Origin of the sequence: Galactobacter caseinivorans (genome assembly GCF_003640665.1) — a bacterium.
GTDB lineage: Bacteria > Actinomycetota > Actinomycetes > Actinomycetales > Micrococcaceae > Galactobacter > Galactobacter caseinivorans.
In genome coordinates this window covers 151,780-170,173 of sequence record NZ_QQXL01000006.1, presented here as the reverse complement: position 1 = coordinate 170,173, position 18,394 = coordinate 151,780, and the positions used below count along the sequence as shown (strand labels likewise).

The window sequence follows — 18,394 nt, the reverse complement described above, 5'->3', positions numbered from 1 at the left end:
CTTGGGCTCACGCTTAACGCACCGACTTGACCTTGAGCACCGATAGCCCGGAGAGCACCGCCATGACGAACGCCGCCACATACAGTGCCGCGAAGTTCTCGCCGGTGGGGGAGCCGATGCGCGTGAGCATGAAGCCAAGCGCCGGGACCAGGATGGCCGGCAGGAGGTAGGACAGGGCCACGATCCCCAGGTCTTTGCCTGCCTCATCGAAGGAGGGCAGGGTTTCCGTCATGAGCGCCACGTCGGCGGAGATGAACGCGCCCTGGCCGGCGCCCACCAGCGTGATCCCGATGAGGAAGAACAGCGTGTCCGGGGTCGCCACGGCGGTGAGGAGCCCGGCGGCGCTGAGGAACGCGCCAAACACGATGCTCGGCTTGCGCCGCATGGTGCGGTCTGAGATGACGCCAAAGACGAACGCGAAGAGCAGGTTGGCGACCGTGAACAGGGCCGTTCCGACCGTCATGAGACCGGCGATCGCCGCCGCGTCCTCGATGTGGAACCGCACCGCGATGGTCAGGTACAGGTAGCTGGTGATGGTCACCACGGAGGAGGTCATGAGGAAGCGGCAGATCCACGCCCAGGCAAAGTCCGGGTGTTTGCGCGGGTTGAGCCAGAACGTGGACACGAGGGCGCGCAGGTCAAGGCGCGGCGGCGTGTCAGTGCGGTGAAGGTCGCGCAGCGTGAGGAACAGGAGCAGCGAGAGGACCACGGCGATGGATCCCGGAATCAGGAACATCCCCACCTGTCCCATGCCGCCAAGCAGGCCGGTGATGCTGGTGCCGACCAGGATGCCCACAGTCTGGGAGGCGCCGGTGACCGCGGACATGATGGCGCGGACCCGGGCGTGGATCTGGTCGGCAAACATGCTGTGCTGCGCCATCGCCACGGCGCCCCACCCCACGTAGTTCAGCACAATCCCGACCCACAGCCACTGGGGGGTGGGTGCAAAGGCGGAGAAGAGATAGCCGGAGAAGGCGATGAGGGAGCCGGCAAGAATCCATGGGCGTCGCAGGCCAAGGCGGGAGCGCGAGCGGTCGCTGAGCCGCCCAAAGATCGGTGTGGCCAGCAGCGTCGCCAGCCCGCCGATCGTGAGCAGCACGCTGAGGTTTGCCGTGGCGGTCGCCGGGTCCCATTCCCGCAGCAGCTGCGGCACCGCGACGTTGACGATTCCCTGCGCCAGGCCAACGGCAATCCATGACAGCGCAAAGGTGATCCAGAACAGTTTGGTTTGCCGCTCGCCGGGAACGCGGTGGTCCCGGGGGGTGGGTGCCTGTTCCGCGCGGGCGGCCGTGTTGGTCATGGGAACTCCTCATTGAGTCGGGTCAAGCGGTGTTCGGTGTTGCGGCGGGGGGTTGCCGGAAGGTGGTCTAGGGAAATCAAACGGTGCTGACGCTCAGGGGTCGCTGCAGCTGGCCGGTGCGCGCTACCTGACCAAGCCAGTGTGCGCTGGGTTTGGCCTGCCGAGCGAAGGTTTCGGGGTCCACGGCGATGAGTCCAAACGTGGGCAGGTTGCTGCCCCACTCGTAGTTATCCAGCGCGGACCAGTGCAGGTAGCCGCGCACGTCGGCGCCGCTGGCCATGGCCTCATGCAGTGCGGTCAGGGCCTCAAAGGTGTAGTCGATGCGCCTGTTGTCATCCGCCGTGGCCATCCCGTTCTCCGTCACGAGCAGCGGCCGCCCGGTGATGGCGTGCGCGTGCCGAACCGCGATGCCCAGGGCCTGTGGAAAGTACTCCCAGCCCATCTGGGTTGTCTCGGCGTCCTCGGCGACCGGCAGTGGCCCCTGCTTGCCAATGAAGGTGCGCAGATAGGCCTGCACGCCCACAAAGTCGTCGCTGCGCGCCGCCTCGAGGAACAGGTCCTCGCGGGGGTAGCGGTAGGCGAGCATTTCTTCTTCAGCGCCCGACGCCGCGTGGTAGGCCTGGGCGGCGATGGACCAGCCGGTCTGGGCGGAGGTGTCTGAATGGAGCACGCGGCGGGCCGCCTCGTGGGCGGAGATGAGGTTCGCGGTGGCCCGGGGGCTGGGCGCCTCCAGCGAGGCGAGCGCGGCGCCGGTGGCGGGGTCATCCGGGGCGCCAGCCAGCAGGTTTGGCTCGTTGATGGTGCAGACCCACGGCACGTCTTGGAGGATGGGGGCAACGAAGGCGACGTAGCGCTCAAAGTGGGACGCGGCGTCGGGCGCTTCCCACCCGCCCAGCTGGCTGAACCAGATCGGGTTGGTGAAGTGGTGCAGGGTCACCACCGGTGTGAGGCCGTGGCGGGCGCAGCTGCCGATCATCCGCGCGTAGTGCTCCCGCATCGCCAGGGAGAAGTGGCCGGGCGCCGGCTCGATGCGTGACCACTCGATGCTGAAGCGGTAGCTGGTCAGGCCAAGCGAGGCCAACAACGCGATGTCCTCTTCATAGCGGTGGAAGCTATCTGCGGCGTCCCCGCTGCGGTCCCGCACGTCGGGTTGGGCCGCGTTCTCACGCACCCACCAATTCGAGTTGACGTTGTTGCCTTCCACCTGGTGCGCCGAGGTGGCGGCGCCCCAGAGGAACCCTTGCGGGAACGTCAGTGCGTGGTCCTGTGCAGTCATCAGACACCTTCTCCGATCGCTTGGCCGTCTAGCCTGGCGGCCTTCCGTAGACTGCACTGTACGCGCATACATGGCCGTAGCGCGATAGTCTTTGAGGAACTAAAAAAGGTTGGTGGCAGTGAGCTCTGGTAAACCGTCTGTCTATGACGTCGCCACGGCGGCAGGGGTGTCTACCGCCTCCGTGTCGCGATACTTCCGCTCACCCGGCAAGCTCAGCGCCGCAACCCGCACCCGCATTGGCCAGGCCGTGGACCGGCTTGGCTACCTACCAAGTGGCGCGGCCCGCGGCCTCGCGGAGCGGCGCACGGGCATGGTGGGGCTCTATTCCTTCAGTCAGCATGAGCCGGACGAGCTGGAACGCAGCGTGCACGGGCAGCCGGGCACCGTGGAGCGCATCACCGAATCCGGGCGGCCCCCGTGCCTGTTCCCACTCTTTAGCGACGAGGTGCTGCGCGGCGTGGAGCTCGAGTGCACCCTGCGCCGCCTGCCCCTTGTGGTGGGCTGGCAGGACACCGAGGATCGCGGCGTGGATCTGGATGACATCGCCGGCCGCGGGGACGGCGTGATTGTGCTGCCCTCCACCGTTTCAGACGATCACCTGCGCCGCCTCTCCCGCCACAAGCCGGTGGTCCTGGTCTCCCAACCCGTCCCGGACGGGATCGCCGCGTCCTCCGTGTCCGTGGATAACCAGGGCGGGGTACGCGAGGTCACCACCCACCTGGCGGATGATCACGGTGCGAGGAGTTTTTGGTACGCGGGAAGCACTCAGGGCGCCGAATTCGAGGCGCGTTTCCGAGGCTTTGAGGGGGCGCTGCGCGAGCGCGGACTGCCGGTCCCGGCGGAGCCGTTTGTTGGCACGGGCTCGCGCTCGCTCACCATCGAGGCTGTGCGGGCGGCGTTTGCGCGCACCCCGGCGCTGGCAACCTCGCTCCCGGACGCGATCGTCTGCTCCAGCGATCAGACCGCGCTCGGCGTCCTCTTCGTCTTGGCGGAACTGGGTATCCAGGTGCCGACCCAGGTCGCCGTGACCGGCTTTGACGGGATCGACGCCGGCCACGTGTCGGAGCCGCCGCTGACCACGGTGCGCCAACCCATGGACGAACTGGGCCGCGAGGCGGTCTCACTCTTACAGCAACACTTGGCGGACGATGCGGTGCCCGGCAGCGTGGTCCTGCCGGTCACGCTGGTGCTGCGGCGCAGCTGCGGCTGCCCCTGAGGGGCGGGGATGAGCTGAGGCCGAGGGTCGGGGACGCTCAGATTCGGTAGCCGCTCAGGTCCCGTCCCATCAGCGTGGGTTCCCGCCACGTGAACGTGAAGCTCGCGGTGCCGGGATCCAGCGACAGATAGCCCACATGCGGCGTCTCCACCATGCGCAGCTCCGCCTCAAAGCGCCCCTCCGGTGACCAACCGCCGCGCGTCGCGAAGGGGATGGGCAGGTCCCCGCCCACCTCGCCGCGACGCCAGTCGCTGCTCCCGACCGGCAGGGTGGAGGGCTGACCGCCCAGGGTGAGCTCCAGGTCTGAGCCCAGGAGCCGCACCTGGGTGAGCTCCGGCAGGTCCAGGGCGCCCAGCGCGCCAAAGCGCACATCCGGCGCCGCGGACGCGGTCAGCTTTCGCTCAAAAACTACCTGCCCGACGTCGTGCAGTTCAGGCGGAGCCAACGGCGCGGCGGCGCTTCGGCTGGCCAGAGCAACGGCCATGGCCTCTTCGGCGCGCTGCGCCGCACCCGCGGCGATCTGGGGCCAGCGCGCATCCGCGGCCTCGCCCCGCAGCGCCGTCACCGCGGCGGCGAGCATCCCGAGGGTGGCCAGCGCCTTGGTTCGCGCCGCCTCCGGGAGGCCGGCGATGGGCGCAGGCACGCTCAGGTTCGCCAGGCGGGCAGCGAGGCTGTCGCTGTGATCGGGTTCGCGCTCGCCGCCGCCGGCCAGGGCCGGGAGGAGGTGCGTCCAGACGTGTTCCAGGACCCTCTGCCCGGCCTCCGTGGACGCGGTGATGGCGACGACCGCGTCCAGCTGGGGCAGCACCAGGCAGGTTTGGCCGTAGGCGCCGCCGGCGAGGTAGCCCTGGGGGTTGATCCAGAATTGGTAGCCGTAACCACCGGCGCTGAAGGAGTCCACGGGCTGCCCGGGTGGGAAGCGGTGTGCGGAGTCGTTGGGCATCTGGATGCTGGTGGCGGCGGCGAGCCAGTCGCGGGGGATGAGCTGGCGTCCTTGCCATTCGCCGCGCTGGAGGAGCAGCTGGCCAAAGGCGGCGATGGACTCCGTGCGCAGGTAGAGGCCGCTGAAGCCGAAGTTCTGCTCGCCGCCGTACCAGCGGGCCTCGGTGGCGCCGATAGGGTCAAGGATGCGCGGGCGCAGGTACTCCATCAGCGACGTGCCGCTGGCGTCCTCGATGATCTTGGCGACGGCGAAGGTGGCCAGTTGGTCGTAGGTGAACACCTCGCCGGGTGCCCGCTCCGGGGCGTAGGAGCGCAGCATGCGGCGCAGGGCGGCGTCGCTCACGTCGGTGTTGTCTTGGCTGGGGTCCAGGACCGGATCAAAGAGGTGCCCCACGGACATGCGCAGGGCGTCCGCGATGGTGGCCTCGCCGTAGTCGGCGGCCTCAGGTAGCCGGTCCGCCAGGCAGTCCTGCATGCTCAGGAGCCCCTCGGACTCGGCAATGCCGGCCGCGACGGAGAGGAAGCTCTTGCTCAGCGAGTACAGCAGGTGCGGGGCGTCGCGCTCATAGGGCGCCCAGCTGGTCTGCGCGACCACGGCTCCGTGCTTCAGGAGCATGAAGCCATGCAGCTCGATTCCTGACCCCGCAATGGCGTCGAGAAAGTCGACGATCCCTTGCTCGTGGACCCCTTGGGAGCGTGCGGACTTCCGTGGCAGCAACGTCATGACGCCACCCTAGACCGGAAATGTATGTGCGTACATTGCTTTCTGCGAATGAAATCTCCGGCTCCGTTCAACCCTGGGTTCAGAGGCTATTCATTTCAAGCGGGTCGAACAAAAAAATCTTGGGACTCAACAAGGCAATTGGTCGGCGCGCTGCTCTAGACTCCGGATAACACTCGACCCGAGAGCTCTTGGGCCTTCGAAAGGTTACTGAGGAGCCTGCCGTGACCGCACACCTCATCCCTCAAGAACCCGACTTCGCCTCCGACGCCGAGCGGGATGTCTGGGACGCCCTCGCGGAGCAGCTCCCGCCGGAGGCCACCATGATCTGTGGCCAGCGCATCACGGCTAATCGCCACGAGGTGGAGATTGATGTCCTGGTGCTCTGGCCCGGCGTCGGCACCATCGTGGTGGAGGTCAAGGGCGGGGTGGTGGAGGTCCGCGACGGCGAGTGGTATCAGAGCCGCCGGCAGCTCAAGAAGTCCCCGGTGGAGCAGGTGCGCCTGGCCAAGCATGAGCTCAACACTTTCCTCAAGGGACGCCTCAGCTACGGGATTGGCAAGCTCACCCACGTGGTCGCGCTGCCCTACACACGCCTGGATCCCAAGTGGGCCGTGCCGGACGCGCCGCGTCACCTGGTCGCGGACAGCACCGACCTGCCGCACCTGGCAGGGTTCCTCCGCCGCGGCGTCGAACAGGAGGCCCATGCCGCCGGTCAGGTGCTGACCCCTGCCCAGCGCGACGGCGTGGTGAAGGCTTTGCGCGCCACGCACCTGGCGGTGCTGAATCATCAGGACCTTGCCGCGCGGATTGCGGACAAGGGCAACGAGCTCACGCGGGAGCAGGAACGAGTGCTCTCGCTGCTGCGCTTCCAGCACCGCGCACAGTTGGTTGGCGGCGCCGGCTCCGGCAAGACGCACCTGGCGCTGATGAAGGCGCGCGAGCTGACGCGGCAGGGCAAGAGGGTGGCGCTGGTCTGTTATTCGCGCGGGCTGGCGCGGCACTTCCAGCTCCTGGTCGGGACCTGGCCGGAGGAGGAGCGGCCGTTGTTTGTGGGGCTGTTTCACGACCTGCCCGTGAGCCTGAACGCGGAGCCGTACTCCCCGGAGATGGGCCCGGAGGCCACCTATTATGACGAGTTTCTGCCGCGCCGACTGCGCGAGCTGGCGCAGGACTTGCCGGAGGAACACCGCTTTGAGGGCATTGTGGTGGATGAGGCGCAGGACTTCGCCAACGCCTGGTGGGAGGGGCTCATGCCGCTGCTGGTGGGTGGCGCGGACGGCACGCTCTTTGCCTTTGCCGACTCTCATCAAGAGGTTTTTGACCGTGGGGGCCGTGCGCCCATTGACCTGAGCCCGTTCCCGTTGGATGAGAATCTGCGCAATTCCGCCACCATCGCTGCGTGCTTTGCGCCGTTGGCGCCGCTGGAGCAGCGCCCCCGCCTGGACCCGGGAGTGCCCATTGTGTGGGTGCCGGTCGCGGTGGGGGAGAGCGTGATTGGCGCCGCGGATGACGCGGTGGAGAGCGTTCTGTCCGACGACGCGTGGTCGCCTGGACAGGTGGCCCTCCTTTCGACGGGGCACCGGCATCAGGTGCAGATCGAGACCGTGGAAACCGTGGGACATGAGGGGTACTGGGACGAGTTCTTCGCCGCCAACGACGTGTTCTATGGGCACGTGCTGGGGTTCAAGGGTCTGGAGCGTGACGTGGTGGTGCTGGCCCTGGATGGGCCGGCGGAGGACGAGCGCGCGGTGCAGAAGCTGTACGTGGGGCTGTCCCGGGCCAAGGCCCTGCTGGTGGTGGTGGGGGAGCCGGAGGTGCTGCGCCGGATCGGTGGCGATGAGGTGTTCAAACGAGTCACCCTGAGTGTTTCCTGACGGTGTTATAAGTTTGTGAGGCTACCAACAGGTAGGTCACAAGCCCGTTGTGTTTCGAGTTCTCCGGCCCGCGCCCGCAGGCGGATCGGCGACCCTTTAGTGGGCGCTTCAAGTGACCCGCTCGTGATGCGCTTTTCGTTTGGGTTGCAGCGCCCAGCGGCCCTTGTTGGCCGCACAGCTCTGGCACAGACTCATAGGTGTGCCCCGGAATGAAACGGGCGCAAACCCCACGGACCTCACGCGCACTGTGGACTTCCCTGCCAACCGAAGCGTGGCAATTTCGCATTGATTGCTTCAGGAGGAATCATGTTTGCTCATCTTCAGAGTGGCTCAGGACTTCACACCGGCTCAGGCCTTCGCAAGGGCGCAGGCCCCAGCCGCGTCGGCGTCGTGGGAAGCTGCCTGGCTGCGGCAGGGCTGGCGGTCGCCGGGATCGGACTGGCCGCACCCGCCCAAGCCAGCCAGGCACCCACGGATGCGGGACTGTGGAGCCAGGCACGCGTCGTCGGGCAGAGTGCCGTGGCGCCAAGCGCCGCTCAGACCATGACCACCAAGTTCCGCTGGGCGGATGGTTCTACGGTCAAGGCCACCGTGGTGAGCGGCAGTGGCGCCAAGGAGGTGGCCGGCGCGGACATCAGCAATCGCACGGTCGCCTGGACCAAGTGGGATCAGATGGTGGGCGTGCTCTCCGATGGCAGGGGAGTGGGGCTGAAGGACGGCAAGTTGCACTACGCGGATGCCAAGGGCCAGCTGCACCTCTTCAATAGCGGGTGGACACCCACCGTGGACGATGCCTGGCTTCAGGGCAACCGCGCCTACGGTGTGCGCTACAGCGCGGAGAAGGGCGGCGCGCAGTTCTTTGACCTGGGCTCTGTGGGCGGCAAGGTGAGCCAGGATGCGCCGTGGCTGCAGGGCGACACGCAGAATGGCTCGTACGCGGTCCATAGCGGGCGGGTGTACTGGACGCGCCTGGTGATGTCCGGCGGTGAGCCGGTGCGGGCCGAGGTGGTGTCGCGCTCCATGAAGGGCGGCGCGGTGCGCCTGGAGGCTAAGAGCGCCAGCGACCCCTCCATCGTGGATGGCGGCGTGGGCGTGGTGACCCACAAGAACGTGACCGGGGACTGGACCGGCGGCCCCGTGACGGGCGCCAAACTGCTGGGCGGCAAGAACCTGGTGAGCTACACGGGCACGTGGCCCAACGCCGGCGGCCCGGATGATGGCATGGCGGAGCTGATGCTCTCCGGGCACACGGTGGCCGTAGCCAACGTGGGCGGCAAGGGCACCATCATTATGGACACCAAGGCCAAGAAGGCCTGGTGGGTCAGCGCCCCGGGCAAGGCCCTGGCCATGCGACCCACCATCGGTAGCAACCGTGTGGTGTGGCCGTGGTTGGAGATGGGCAACCCCTCTGCCGTGGCGAACCGCCAAATCTCAGTGTTCGACGCCGGTAAGTTGCGCAAGCTGACAGCGAACGGCAACCCGCAGCAGGCCTTCACGAACGGCGGGGCTGTCGCCTACTCGGCGATCGCGCCGTCGGATGGCCGCGACTCGTTCGCGGCGATGCGGGTGCGGTAGTTCGCATCTTGGGGCGGAAAGGTTTGTTAGGTAGGTAAGCAGAGGGAGGCCACTCATCTAGCTGGATGAGTGGCCTCCCTACTGTGGCCAGGTCAGGCGCGGGCAGAACCGAGTGAGGGTAGCGCTCGCGGGCCCGTGCCGGAATTCGAAGCGAGCACTACGCGTCGTTGTCGGTTCTGGACCGGGCCAGCAACCACGCTGCAAGCTCGTCCGGAACAACGGAAAAGTACTGCTGACGAATCTGCCCGGACTTAGGGCCAGTGCCACCCACGAAAGGAAGAGCGTGGCCAACCATGCGTGCCCGCATTTCTCGAGGAACATCGGTGTAAGGAATGGGGAATGAGAACTCGCGCATGTCGAGTTTGACGACTTGCCCGTCCTCCGGGTCGCCATACGGCCGAAGGGCGGGCACAGCGCGTGCGATGACCGTGCTGGCACCTCGGAAATGGCCCTTGCTGTAGTTGAAAACCACGTCGCCGGGCTCTGCTTTTTGCAGCCGATCGTAAGCCGGGACGCGGTGCCCGTTCACATCGGTTCGTGGGGACCAAAGGATTGAAAGCTGGCGTTCGTGTTCCCATGACGTGTTCTGTGAAACTAGCCAATACCGCATGCGCGACCTCCTAGGGGCAAGCTAAACACCAAGTAGACGGATCTTTGCATGGAATCTGGCATAAAACTAGGAGGTTGCCTCACTTTCCGCAGGACCGAAGTAGTCGCGTAGCCTGCCGGGGCGTGAACCTTAATTTCGGACACGCGATGTGTGAATTTTGCCTCCCGGTCGCAATATCCGAGGCGGTCGCTAAGAAGGGATTGGGCGCCCCCCACCGATCACCGATTGGCAACGACGAGATTTGTCGTCGGTGGCCCGACGGAACCGCTTGCGATGTCCCGTCGGCGGATCTAGGAAGCCTTGGACGGCTGAGTGCTGTTCTAAAGTACCGTGTTCGCGCATTAGCGTCCGAGGCTCCGGTGGCTTCAGTCGACTGCGTCATGCCAAAACCTGACCTCGCTACCCGGCGTGGTCCTTAGTGGCCATAACGGGGCCGCCATCGGAGTGCTGGACTACTCTGACCATTGTGACACGCACCTGTAAGTGCCCTCGACAGCGTTCTGAACGAGATCGATCCGCCGATGGCCGACCATTACGCGGCTAAGCAATTTTCCGCAAGCAAGGTGAATTACGGAGTCCTACAAAGGGGGTTACCGTTGATCTATGGAAGGTAAATAATTTGTTAGAACAGCTATAGCACAATTCTGCGGCGGCAAAACCCGGGGCAGTCGGGCATAGAAAGGACTGTTCAGACTTGTCGAATGGGGGCGTGAGATTACGCCGCCGCAAGCGGATTCCCACCCAGTGGTGCTCGGGTATGATGCGTGCGACACACCGACGGCTGACCTAGTTGTAACCGAGCGCTCCTACCACGTTATCCGAGGTACGAAAAAGCGCCCCTTTCGCCCGGTCCCCAATTCGTGGGGCACAAAGGACTGCGGTCTGGGAAATCAACGGGGGAAGTTTCAGCGATTCCCCTCGCCAGGCGGGTGGCGCATCAAATCGGGCCTACGACAGCGATCGGGCAGCCTCCATCGAGCTTCTTAACCTTTGCGCGCCAGGGGCCTCCTGGTAATCGGCGGCGATCTGGAAACGATTCACGAGCTAGATTCACCACCGAAATATTTGGCGTCCTCTGTCAGGGAGTCGGGTTCTTGGGCCAGCAAATGGGCCTCCTGTTTGGTGGCAGTGCGTCTCCCCCGAACCGGAAGACCTTCGCCGGCTGAAGCGCAGCGGCGCCTCGTGACGCTTTGGACGGCTTCGCGGTGGCTGTCCGAGTCACGCGACTGTAGCTGACCACCCAGATCCTCAACGCCGCCTTGGTGAGCCCGCGAGAGTTGATAGGCACTTGGCCAACTAGTTCGAGCTGTGTACTCGTCCCAATCGACCGCCGGGCCATGATCAGGCATGGAGATGTGGAGGTCTCAGACGTCCAAGTGATGTGCAGCGCCCGTTCAATTCCTCGCCCGGTCAGCGTCAGCTCCTTGGCCACGCTCGCCAGGGTCCTTCGCGCCTCTCCGCGCCGGCCAAGGTCCGGGGAACGCAGCACAGCTCCATGGATCCGGGGAACGCAGCACAGCCCCATGGATCCGGGCGTTCCGCCTCCACCGTGTATGGCCTAACGCTCCGCTTGCCTGGCTCTGGCCGACTCCACCCGGGCGCAGACGTCTGCAGGGGCTCCCCTCCTTGTGTGCGAACCATCGCCGCCACCTCGACCTCTGGGACGGTGATGCGCAGATCCATACGAGTCATGAGCGGGCCTGAGGGCCCCGCTCAATGCCGACGCCGCACAACGGCGTTGCCCCGCAAGGTCGGCTCTTCTTGGCGCGCGGGCAGCGGTTAGCTGTGTTCACGAGTTTGAACCTCGCGGGGTACCCTGCTGAGTCCGCAGCACGGTACGTGGTCAGCGTCCCGAACACCAGCGGCTCTCAAAGGGATTTGAGGTGCGCGAAGCGAATTCGAAGGGCTCGGCTAGCAAATAAAAGTGCACGACTCTTGTTTGTGTAGCACGACTGATCTGAGCGACGCCAGAAGCGTCAGACGCTGACTCTCCACACCAGGGACTGCCAGCGTTTCGTGTCAAAAGCTGCTGGCGTCACGAGTGTTGTAGAGACCTTATTGGGCATGGTCAAAAATTCTTGGGCTTCCTTGTCGATGATTGTAATAGGCACGCCCGCCGCGACAAGTGGAAAAGAGCGCTTTCGAGGATCCTTGGTAGCCCGCGGCCGCTCCAGAAGTCCCCGACTGCCTCGTTGTTCTGTTGCCAACGGAGGTACAAGAAGTAGCTTACGTAACTCAGCATTCCCGCCGGCAAGGATAAAGAGGCACTCCGTTGACGGTTCTGACTGTTTCACGAGTGCTAATCGAATTACGTCCAGCAAAACTCGCTTCGCGCTGGCGTGTGAGGAGCCCGCCCACTTGACTTCCGCGCACACGCTAGGGGCCGTCCCGTCGCGGCTTTGGATGTAGAAATCGAGCTCGGGGTGTCGCCCACGCTCCGGGTCTTTCCGTGCGATCGCACTGTGTGCGAAATTTGCGTGGACGCGCATCATTTTCGGGTCGATATTCGCGGAGATGACCTCGTTCACTACGCCGTGCAAGTGATACTCGCCGAACGAATGACCCCTATTGCACGCGTAGTCGAAATCAAGGCGAGCCAATAGCCCGTCGGTGAGCTTGCGGCCAAGCGTTGAGTTCATAGCGTGAGTCAAGCACACAAGGAGCCCGCTGAAAAGAATTACCTTTTCTCGACACAGCTGGAAGAACTGCGTGTTTGAGTCCAACAATCCGGCCCTTTGGGCCTCCGGTGGGGGTGAAGCGCGCCGTGTGATGGTTGGCGTGTAGGAGGCGAGGCCTACGAGGATCAGAAGAGCTAACTCTCAGATCGACTCCGAGGACTTCGAAGTGTCTCACCACAGTTCGGGGTGTGTTGACGCGCGCCCCGTGGCTTGCCCGTGTTCCCGCTGCGACCTTTTGCTCGGCATCGAGGGGTGCATGTCGAGGAGGTCGAGCGCCGTGAAGGGGAGCTGGTCATGGTGGTCTCGACTCCGTTGATGCCGACGGGCTGCCCGAGCTGGGAGGTGATCGCGGTCGGTCGTGGCAGGTGCCGCCGCGTGCCTCACGACGTACCGGGGGGCTACCCGGGGTCGCGCGAACTGGCGGCCGCGTGTCTGGCGATGCGATGAGCCACTCTGCGCGAAGAAGACGTTCGTCAATCAGTTGCCGTCGCTGGTCGAGCGCCGATGAGGAGTCCCGCTTCAAGCAAGTCACCACTCTCGGCGTCTATGAGCACATGTGGCACTACGGCTGCCCCCGCAAGCGTGGGCAGAAAGAGCAGACTGGGATGGTGGACCCTACCCGCGCCAAGCACGGAATGACGCGGCGCAGACTGCTGGATCTCCTCCTCGACCGGTCCAGGAATGCCTACGCGACTTAGCTAGACGAGCGCGGCCCAGCGATTCGTGTCGGGGTACAGATCGCGGCGTTGGACCCGTTGGCCGGATACAACACCGCGATCGATGACCAGCTCGGAGATGTCGTGGCGGTGCTGAATGGTCTCCGCTTTCTCAAGCCCGGCACAGCCACCGTCGATGAGGTTCGCCCCCGCGTCGCCCGCAGCCTCCGCAACCGACTACGCATGCTCCTCGCCGCCGGGGACCTCACACCATGACGCACAGAATGCCCGAGGATCTAGATAACCGGGGTATGCGCTGGGAGCGTCAAGGTGATGATGTGTCGTTGGTGACAGCAAAAATTCTGTCGGCCAGAAGGGCAAGGTTTTGTTCTGGCGCGGGCATCGGGATTTTAAGATTTGCAAAGAGAATCATTTTCTCTTATAGTCGGGTGTAGCAATCGGAAATATAGTTGGAGTTTATAGTCGTTTGCAGTTGGATTGCCCCTCATTAAGGGGCGTTAATCTACATCATAAGTGACGCGCAGGCTTGCAATACGCTCATTCTATTGCTCACACTGACCACCGAATCTCTGGATTGAAGGTGGTTTCCGACAAGGAGTTGCGTCGAGCCAGGAAGTTGCGTTTCCGAGATTGGCGATGCGTGGCGGCGTGCTCCTCCGGAGCCTGGGCATCCTGAAGTGGAAGTCTTAAATCCGGTTGTGGCGGAGTTGTAAACTTCGCTCGGCGGGTTGCTAAACGGTCATAACTAATTTTCGCGATTCATTGGTATGGTCGAGTTGTGCCAGTGTAAAGTGTCGCATTTGCCGTTCCGCCTGCGGAAAATGTCCATTCTACTGACCGAAACCCGCTCGAGGGTGCATCCACTAGCGGTCTGGTGCCCTGTTGCTGACCAAAGAGCTGAAAGCAAGTCGAACCTACAACCTGTCCTTTCCGCAAAGAAACTAGAATGGGCGAAGGTCCTATTTGCTCCAAGCGCAGAAACAGCCGTTTGCGTTTGTTGTGTGTTAATGCGATCGTGCGTGGAGGTACTGCAGTGCGTCCTGTTGGATGTCTGCGGCAGTTTCTCTTCGTTCCTCGAACTTGTGCGCCCATGTACGCCCAGGGTGGACGGTATCCCAGCGTGGACGAACGCCCTTCTCGCGACCTTTCCCTGGGTTATGATTTCCCAGACCGTCGACAATCACGTTCCATACAGGCCTGTGGATGCGAATCGCCACAACCTCAGCTAAAGGGATCCAGGTGGGCGAAATAGCGAGTGCACGGACCTGGAAGTCAGTCACTTCGAGATTCGTTGCCTGCAGGATCGATTTCCGGTGATTGCCGATGCGGTCGTACAGCTTCGCCCCAACCGGTTTGCTTGCCTGCCTTGGATCGCCTTTCCTGGCATTTTCCGTTTCCGCTTTCCCTATGTAGATCGCCCAAGACCCTGGAACTTCGCGGTTAGCTTCTGCCAATGGTGAATACGCGGCGTGATTGCCCGTGTAATAGAGCGCGTAGACGCCTGCGCCTTCGAACCGCGGGATGGACCCCAAGTCCTGTACCGGCTGCTCGTCCAACGCCCGAGCGATAGACGCCCCCAGATTCTCGTAGTCCAAGGGATCGAAATAATCGGTCATATCATCAATTCTGTAGCTCGGTGCCGCTGGATGGAGTCTGCAACTTCGTGCTTCGCCGCGTCCAGTTCTAGGTGCTCGACCACGCTTCCCATCACAGTTTCGGCGAGCTTAACAGGGACGGCATTACCAAGCTGGCGCATTGCCTCGCTCCAGGCTCCGTGCAGTGCATAGCGATCCGGAAACGTCTGAAGTCGTGCAGCCTCGCGGGTGGAATAGTACCGGACAGTGCCATCCGGATTTCGTAGCATGTTCTCACCACCTGGTACACCATGCACGCCAGCCTTCAGCGCTTTACTGGGCTCGTCGAGAGGAGAGCCAGTATGGCCGGGGTAGGTTTTAGCGCCTGGCTGGAAACGGTGGTCCAACCAACCTGGTGCCGTTTTGGTTTTTCCAGGGAATGGCATGTCCTGGAGAGCATCACGCACCGTAACCCACGGCAGCAGCCCATCGTCATTTTTTTGTCCTGTGCGAACAGAGATCTGATCGCTCTCAAGGACGCCATGGCGATCCCAGTAGTGTCCCTGTGTCTGTTCGCTCAACAGGGCAGACGCTGAATGTGTTGCATTTGGGAAATGCCAGTCGGCATCCACATCGGAACGAAAACCCACCATGAAAACCCGATGCCTGTGCTGCGGGACTCCATAATCAGCGGCGTCCACAATGTTGGTGAGAAGTCGGTAACTTAGATCGCCACGAACTGAGCTGTGCTCCCGCTGAAGTCGTTTGTGGTGGTCGACCCACGATTCATTTCCGCGTGACTGGAGTTCAGGGTGTTGGAGGCGAAGCTTGATGTATTCAAAGTATTCTGAGAAGGAGCTGCGTGTTAAACCTTTCACGTTCTCGACCACGAAGGCCCGCGGTCGGAGTTGTTCAATCACCGACGTTGTGGCCGGGAACATATCCCTTGGATCGTCGGCACTGCGAGCACTTCCGCCGAGGGAGAATGGTTGACATGGAGGCCCACCCGCGACAATGTCAACGCTCTGCGCGTCAGGAACCTCGGCCCAGTTGATGTCCCGCACGTCGCCTTCGATGACGTTAAGTCCTCGAACTAGAGGGTAGTCTCGCGCAGCATTTTCGCGCATCGTGGTGGAGGCCCAATGATCCCACTCGGCGGCCGCGACATGCTCCACTCCTGCCAAGGCGGATCCAAGAAGTAGCCCACCGCCGCCTGCAAATAGCTCAACTCCGCGCACGGGCATGGCGCGTCTCCTGACTGTTGCACGGTGGAAAGAACATGGGAGTCAGCTTAGTCCAGGTCAGGACACTGACGGGCAATCTGTGCAGGCACCTCAGAGCCCTAAAAAGGCGTCGGTCTGCCAGTCCCATGCCTTATGTACGTGATGTCCCGTGCTCCCGTGCTCCCGTGCTCCCGTGCTCCCGTGCTCCCGTGCTCCCGTGCTCCCGTGCTCCCGTGCACTGCGGGGCAATGCCGCCGACTTGGAATCGCTCGACGCCAAGGGATCGCTGAACGGCCTCGGGTCACCGTGGCCAGCTAGCCAGGCCGTCGGGACTCCGTCACGAGAGGATGTAGGCGGCCGGGATGCTGAGCACGATGGTGCTACCGACGACGACGCAGCCACAGGCGCGGAAGAGCGCCTTGGGCGGGCGGCCGGCCTTCAACGCAGTTGCGCTGTCCGTTTCGATGTTCGCCAGTGTGTCTACCGCCTCCGGGGCTGGCCGTAACTCCGCCAACCGTGAGCGCCGTACAGCCTCCGTCATGATGCAGCCCTTGGGGAGGGCCTCGTTTTCGTCGGCGCTGACGAGGGTCAGTTGCTCAATGTCTTGGGTCAGAGCCAAGGGAGCCTCAGAAGCTTTCGCATCCGCCCGCAGCTGCGCAGCGGCCCCCGTCAGCGGATGAGGACGAGCAGGAGGATCCCCAGCGCGATCACTCCGCCAGCTCCGGCCAGGAGCCAGGCGGCGAACAGCAGCGTGCGCCGCGGCTCGGGAGTCTGGGACTGCTCGAGATCCTGCTCAATGTTCTGCAGTGAGTGCACCGCGTTGAGGTCCGCGCGCAGAACGCTCAGCCCATAACGCAGCTGCTCCAGGGGCACCACCCGGCCGGGTGGCTGCGCCATCTGGTCCACACCATGGGCCCGGCCGAGAGCGGCGATCTCCTCAGTGAGGCGCTGCTGCTGGCTCTGGGGTTCTTGCACGGAGGCGGACGTCGCCATGGCGTCAGACCACAGCTGGGCCAGCTGCTGGCGCACCACGTGCCCCAGCGGAATCTGCGCGTTCACCGACGCACTCCCAGGATGGCCACCAGAATGAAGATGAGGCAACTGACGAGGTTCAAAACGGTGGGCACCGCATCGCTGAATTGGTCAAGCATGCCCAAAAAGGGGACGTAGGCAAAGAGCCACAGGAGGGATAGGCCGCCGGCGATGATGCCGATGATCCGTGCCCACATGGGCGTGGTGGCGGCCAACACCGCGATGGAGAGGATCACCACCGCGTGCGGGAAGACGACGGTTCGGAAAACGCCCTCCAACGCATACTCCAGCCCACGGCTCTGGAGCCCGGCCAGTTCCAGGCCGGTCAGGGTGACGTGGGCGGCCCCGAAGCCGCACAGCGCACCAACGAAGGTCAGCAGCACGGTCAACAGGGTGAGGAAGGGGCGGGGGCGTGCCCCTCTGCGGCGCAGCCTTCCCTGAAGATGCGCCAGCGCCCGCTCCGCACGCAAGCGTTCTTCGCCGCTCAGCGACGACGGATGGGTCTGCACCCACCTGTGGAGCGCGGCACCATGGAACGGGCCCAACTGCTCGTCGCCCAGCTGCACGCTCACCGGGGGAGGGCCCCAGGCTGGATATGTCATGTTTCCCCCAAAGAAGAAGAGCAGTCACGGGCGGTCAAGCGAGGTGGCAAGTCATCCGTCGTGACGCTACCGCGCCCTGACCGCCCGCTCCGCCAACTCACCCAACCCAGCGGCGTCGAGCCCCGGCCAACCGTGCAACACGGCGATCCACTCAGCCGGCAGAGCCGACGCCCCGTGCACCGCCCCCGCCAACCCGCCCGCGATCGCCGCGACCGTGTCCGTATCCAGCCCGCCGCGCACCGCGCGTTCCAGCGTGTCCACCAAGCCGGCACCGTGCGTGATGGCGCTCCACGCGCCCTGCAGCGCCTCCACCACCCAGCCGTTGCGCTCAAAGTCCCGCGGCTGGCGCACCTGCGCCACGTCAAGTATCTGCGCCCAGAACGCCGCCCTGTCATCCGCCAGCCACCGCAGCTGCCCCCGCAGATTCAGCTCGCCAGTGAGCACCGCGTGGCGGATCGCCAGGCACCAGATGGCGCACGCCTCCCCGGCGCTCTCATCGGCATGCGTCAACGCAGAAACGGAGAGCGCAGCGGCGGCCAGCTCCGCCTCGCGCCCGGCGCCCAGGTAGCCCAGCGCCACGGGCGCCGTGCGCATCAGCGACCCGTTGCCTGCGCTGCGACCCGTGCGCTCATGCAGCCGGATGGCCGCGGCGCGGGCGCCCCGCGCGGTGGGGGTGTGCGCGTCCGTCAGCACGCCCCGCGTCTGCGCGCCAACATCCGGCGCGGTCCGCGCCCAGCCGATCCACGCGGTCACGATCGCATCCAACGTGGCCTCATCCTCCAGCCGGTGCCCCGCGGCCAGCTCGCGCGCCATCGGCACCAACATGGACGTGTCATCCGTCCACTCGCCGGACTCCCAATCAAAGGCGCCGCCGCCCTTCATGAACACGGCCTCGCCCTCATCCAGCGGCGGCCCAAACTCGTAACCGGCACCCAGCGCGTCGCCAGCGGCGGTCGCCAGGAGCGCGCCACGGGCGCGGTCCAGCTGGGCGGGGGAGAGGTCAGGGGAAGGAACCGGGGAAGGCGCACTGCCCGACGCCGTGGGGTGCGGTACCGCGGAGGGGTTGGGGTTGGGCTGGTGCATGGCTTCTC

Annotated in this window: 15 protein-coding genes; 3 read left to right on the top strand and 12 right to left on the bottom strand. The window is 64.5% G+C overall.

Features of this window, described 5'->3' with window-relative positions; genetic code table 11:
- Nucleotides 1-13: 13 nt before the first annotated feature.
- Both DWQ67_RS10785 and DWQ67_RS10780 read right to left on the bottom strand, forming a co-directional pair.
- Nucleotides 14-1,300, bottom strand: a complete 1,287-nt coding sequence (locus DWQ67_RS10785) for an MFS transporter (protein ID WP_121485611.1) — start codon at nt 1,298-1,300, stop codon at nt 14-16.
- 76 nt (nt 1,301-1,376) lie between these two features.
- Nucleotides 1,377-2,576 (bottom strand): glycoside hydrolase family 1 protein, encoded by a 1,200-nt coding sequence (locus DWQ67_RS10780; protein WP_121485610.1) that lies wholly within the window; start codon nt 2,574-2,576, stop codon nt 1,377-1,379.
- A 118-nt stretch (nt 2,577-2,694) separates the two neighbouring features.
- On the opposite strand from DWQ67_RS10780, the gene DWQ67_RS10775 reads away from it, so the two are divergent.
- The gene (locus tag DWQ67_RS10775; RefSeq protein ID WP_158595435.1) at nt 2,695-3,792 is read left to right on the top strand and encodes a LacI family DNA-binding transcriptional regulator; all 1,098 of its coding nucleotides are present in this window, start codon (nt 2,695-2,697) and stop codon (nt 3,790-3,792) included.
- Between the two features lie 37 nt (nt 3,793-3,829).
- Here DWQ67_RS10775 and DWQ67_RS10770 read toward each other — a convergent pair whose 3' ends face one another.
- A complete protein-coding gene (locus DWQ67_RS10770; RefSeq protein ID WP_121485608.1) occupies nt 3,830-5,458 on the bottom strand; it encodes a serine hydrolase domain-containing protein in 1,629 nt (542 codons plus the stop codon).
- Between the two features lie 221 nt (nt 5,459-5,679).
- Here DWQ67_RS10770 and DWQ67_RS10765 point away from each other — a divergent pair, with 221 nt between their 5' ends.
- A complete protein-coding gene (locus DWQ67_RS10765; protein WP_121485607.1) occupies nt 5,680-7,332 on the top strand; it encodes a nuclease-related domain-containing DEAD/DEAH box helicase in 1,653 nt (550 codons plus the stop codon).
- 306 nt (nt 7,333-7,638) lie between these two features.
- Nucleotides 7,639-8,907, top strand: coding sequence for a hypothetical protein (locus DWQ67_RS10760; protein WP_121485606.1), 1,269 nt, complete (start codon nt 7,639-7,641; stop codon nt 8,905-8,907).
- A gap of 157 nt (nt 8,908-9,064) precedes the next feature.
- Here the strand turns inward: DWQ67_RS10760 and DWQ67_RS10755 are convergent, their stop codons facing one another.
- The 9 genes from DWQ67_RS10755 to DWQ67_RS10720 form a co-directional block, all read right to left on the bottom strand.
- Complete coding sequence (locus DWQ67_RS10755; RefSeq protein WP_121485605.1) at nt 9,065-9,517, bottom strand: hypothetical protein; 453 nt, start codon at nt 9,515-9,517, stop codon at nt 9,065-9,067.
- A 1,688-nt stretch (nt 9,518-11,205) separates the two neighbouring features.
- Nucleotides 11,206-11,376, bottom strand: a complete 171-nt coding sequence (locus DWQ67_RS14350) for a P-loop NTPase family protein (protein WP_407645810.1) — start codon at nt 11,374-11,376, stop codon at nt 11,206-11,208.
- A 117-nt stretch (nt 11,377-11,493) separates the two neighbouring features.
- Nucleotides 11,494-12,156, bottom strand: coding sequence for a hypothetical protein (locus DWQ67_RS13640; RefSeq protein ID WP_147433679.1), 663 nt, complete (start codon nt 12,154-12,156; stop codon nt 11,494-11,496).
- A 1,720-nt stretch (nt 12,157-13,876) separates the two neighbouring features.
- On the bottom strand, nt 13,877-14,488 hold the full coding sequence (locus DWQ67_RS10745; RefSeq protein ID WP_121485603.1) for an Eco29kI family restriction endonuclease: 612 nt from the start codon (nt 14,486-14,488) through the stop codon (nt 13,877-13,879).
- Nucleotides 14,485-15,690 (bottom strand): DNA cytosine methyltransferase, encoded by a 1,206-nt coding sequence (locus tag DWQ67_RS10740; protein ID WP_121485602.1) that lies wholly within the window; start codon nt 15,688-15,690, stop codon nt 14,485-14,487. The genes DWQ67_RS10745 and DWQ67_RS10740 overlap by 4 nt, the downstream gene beginning before the upstream one ends.
- Before the next feature lie 316 nt (nt 15,691-16,006).
- Complete coding sequence (locus DWQ67_RS10735; protein ID WP_121485601.1) at nt 16,007-16,288, bottom strand: hypothetical protein; 282 nt, start codon at nt 16,286-16,288, stop codon at nt 16,007-16,009.
- 50 nt (nt 16,289-16,338) lie between these two features.
- Entirely contained in the window at nt 16,339-16,728 is a 390-nt protein-coding gene (locus DWQ67_RS10730; protein ID WP_121485600.1) for a hypothetical protein, read from the bottom strand.
- Entirely contained in the window at nt 16,725-17,303 is a 579-nt protein-coding gene (locus DWQ67_RS10725; protein ID WP_147433678.1) for a hypothetical protein, read from the bottom strand. The genes DWQ67_RS10730 and DWQ67_RS10725 overlap by 4 nt, the downstream gene beginning before the upstream one ends.
- Before the next feature lie 66 nt (nt 17,304-17,369).
- Nucleotides 17,370-18,386 carry an ADP-ribosylglycohydrolase family protein gene (locus DWQ67_RS10720; RefSeq protein ID WP_121485598.1) on the bottom strand — a complete coding sequence of 339 codons (1,017 nt, stop codon included), beginning with the start codon at nt 18,384-18,386 and terminating at the stop codon, nt 17,370-17,372.
- Nucleotides 18,387-18,394: the final 8 nt, after the last annotated feature.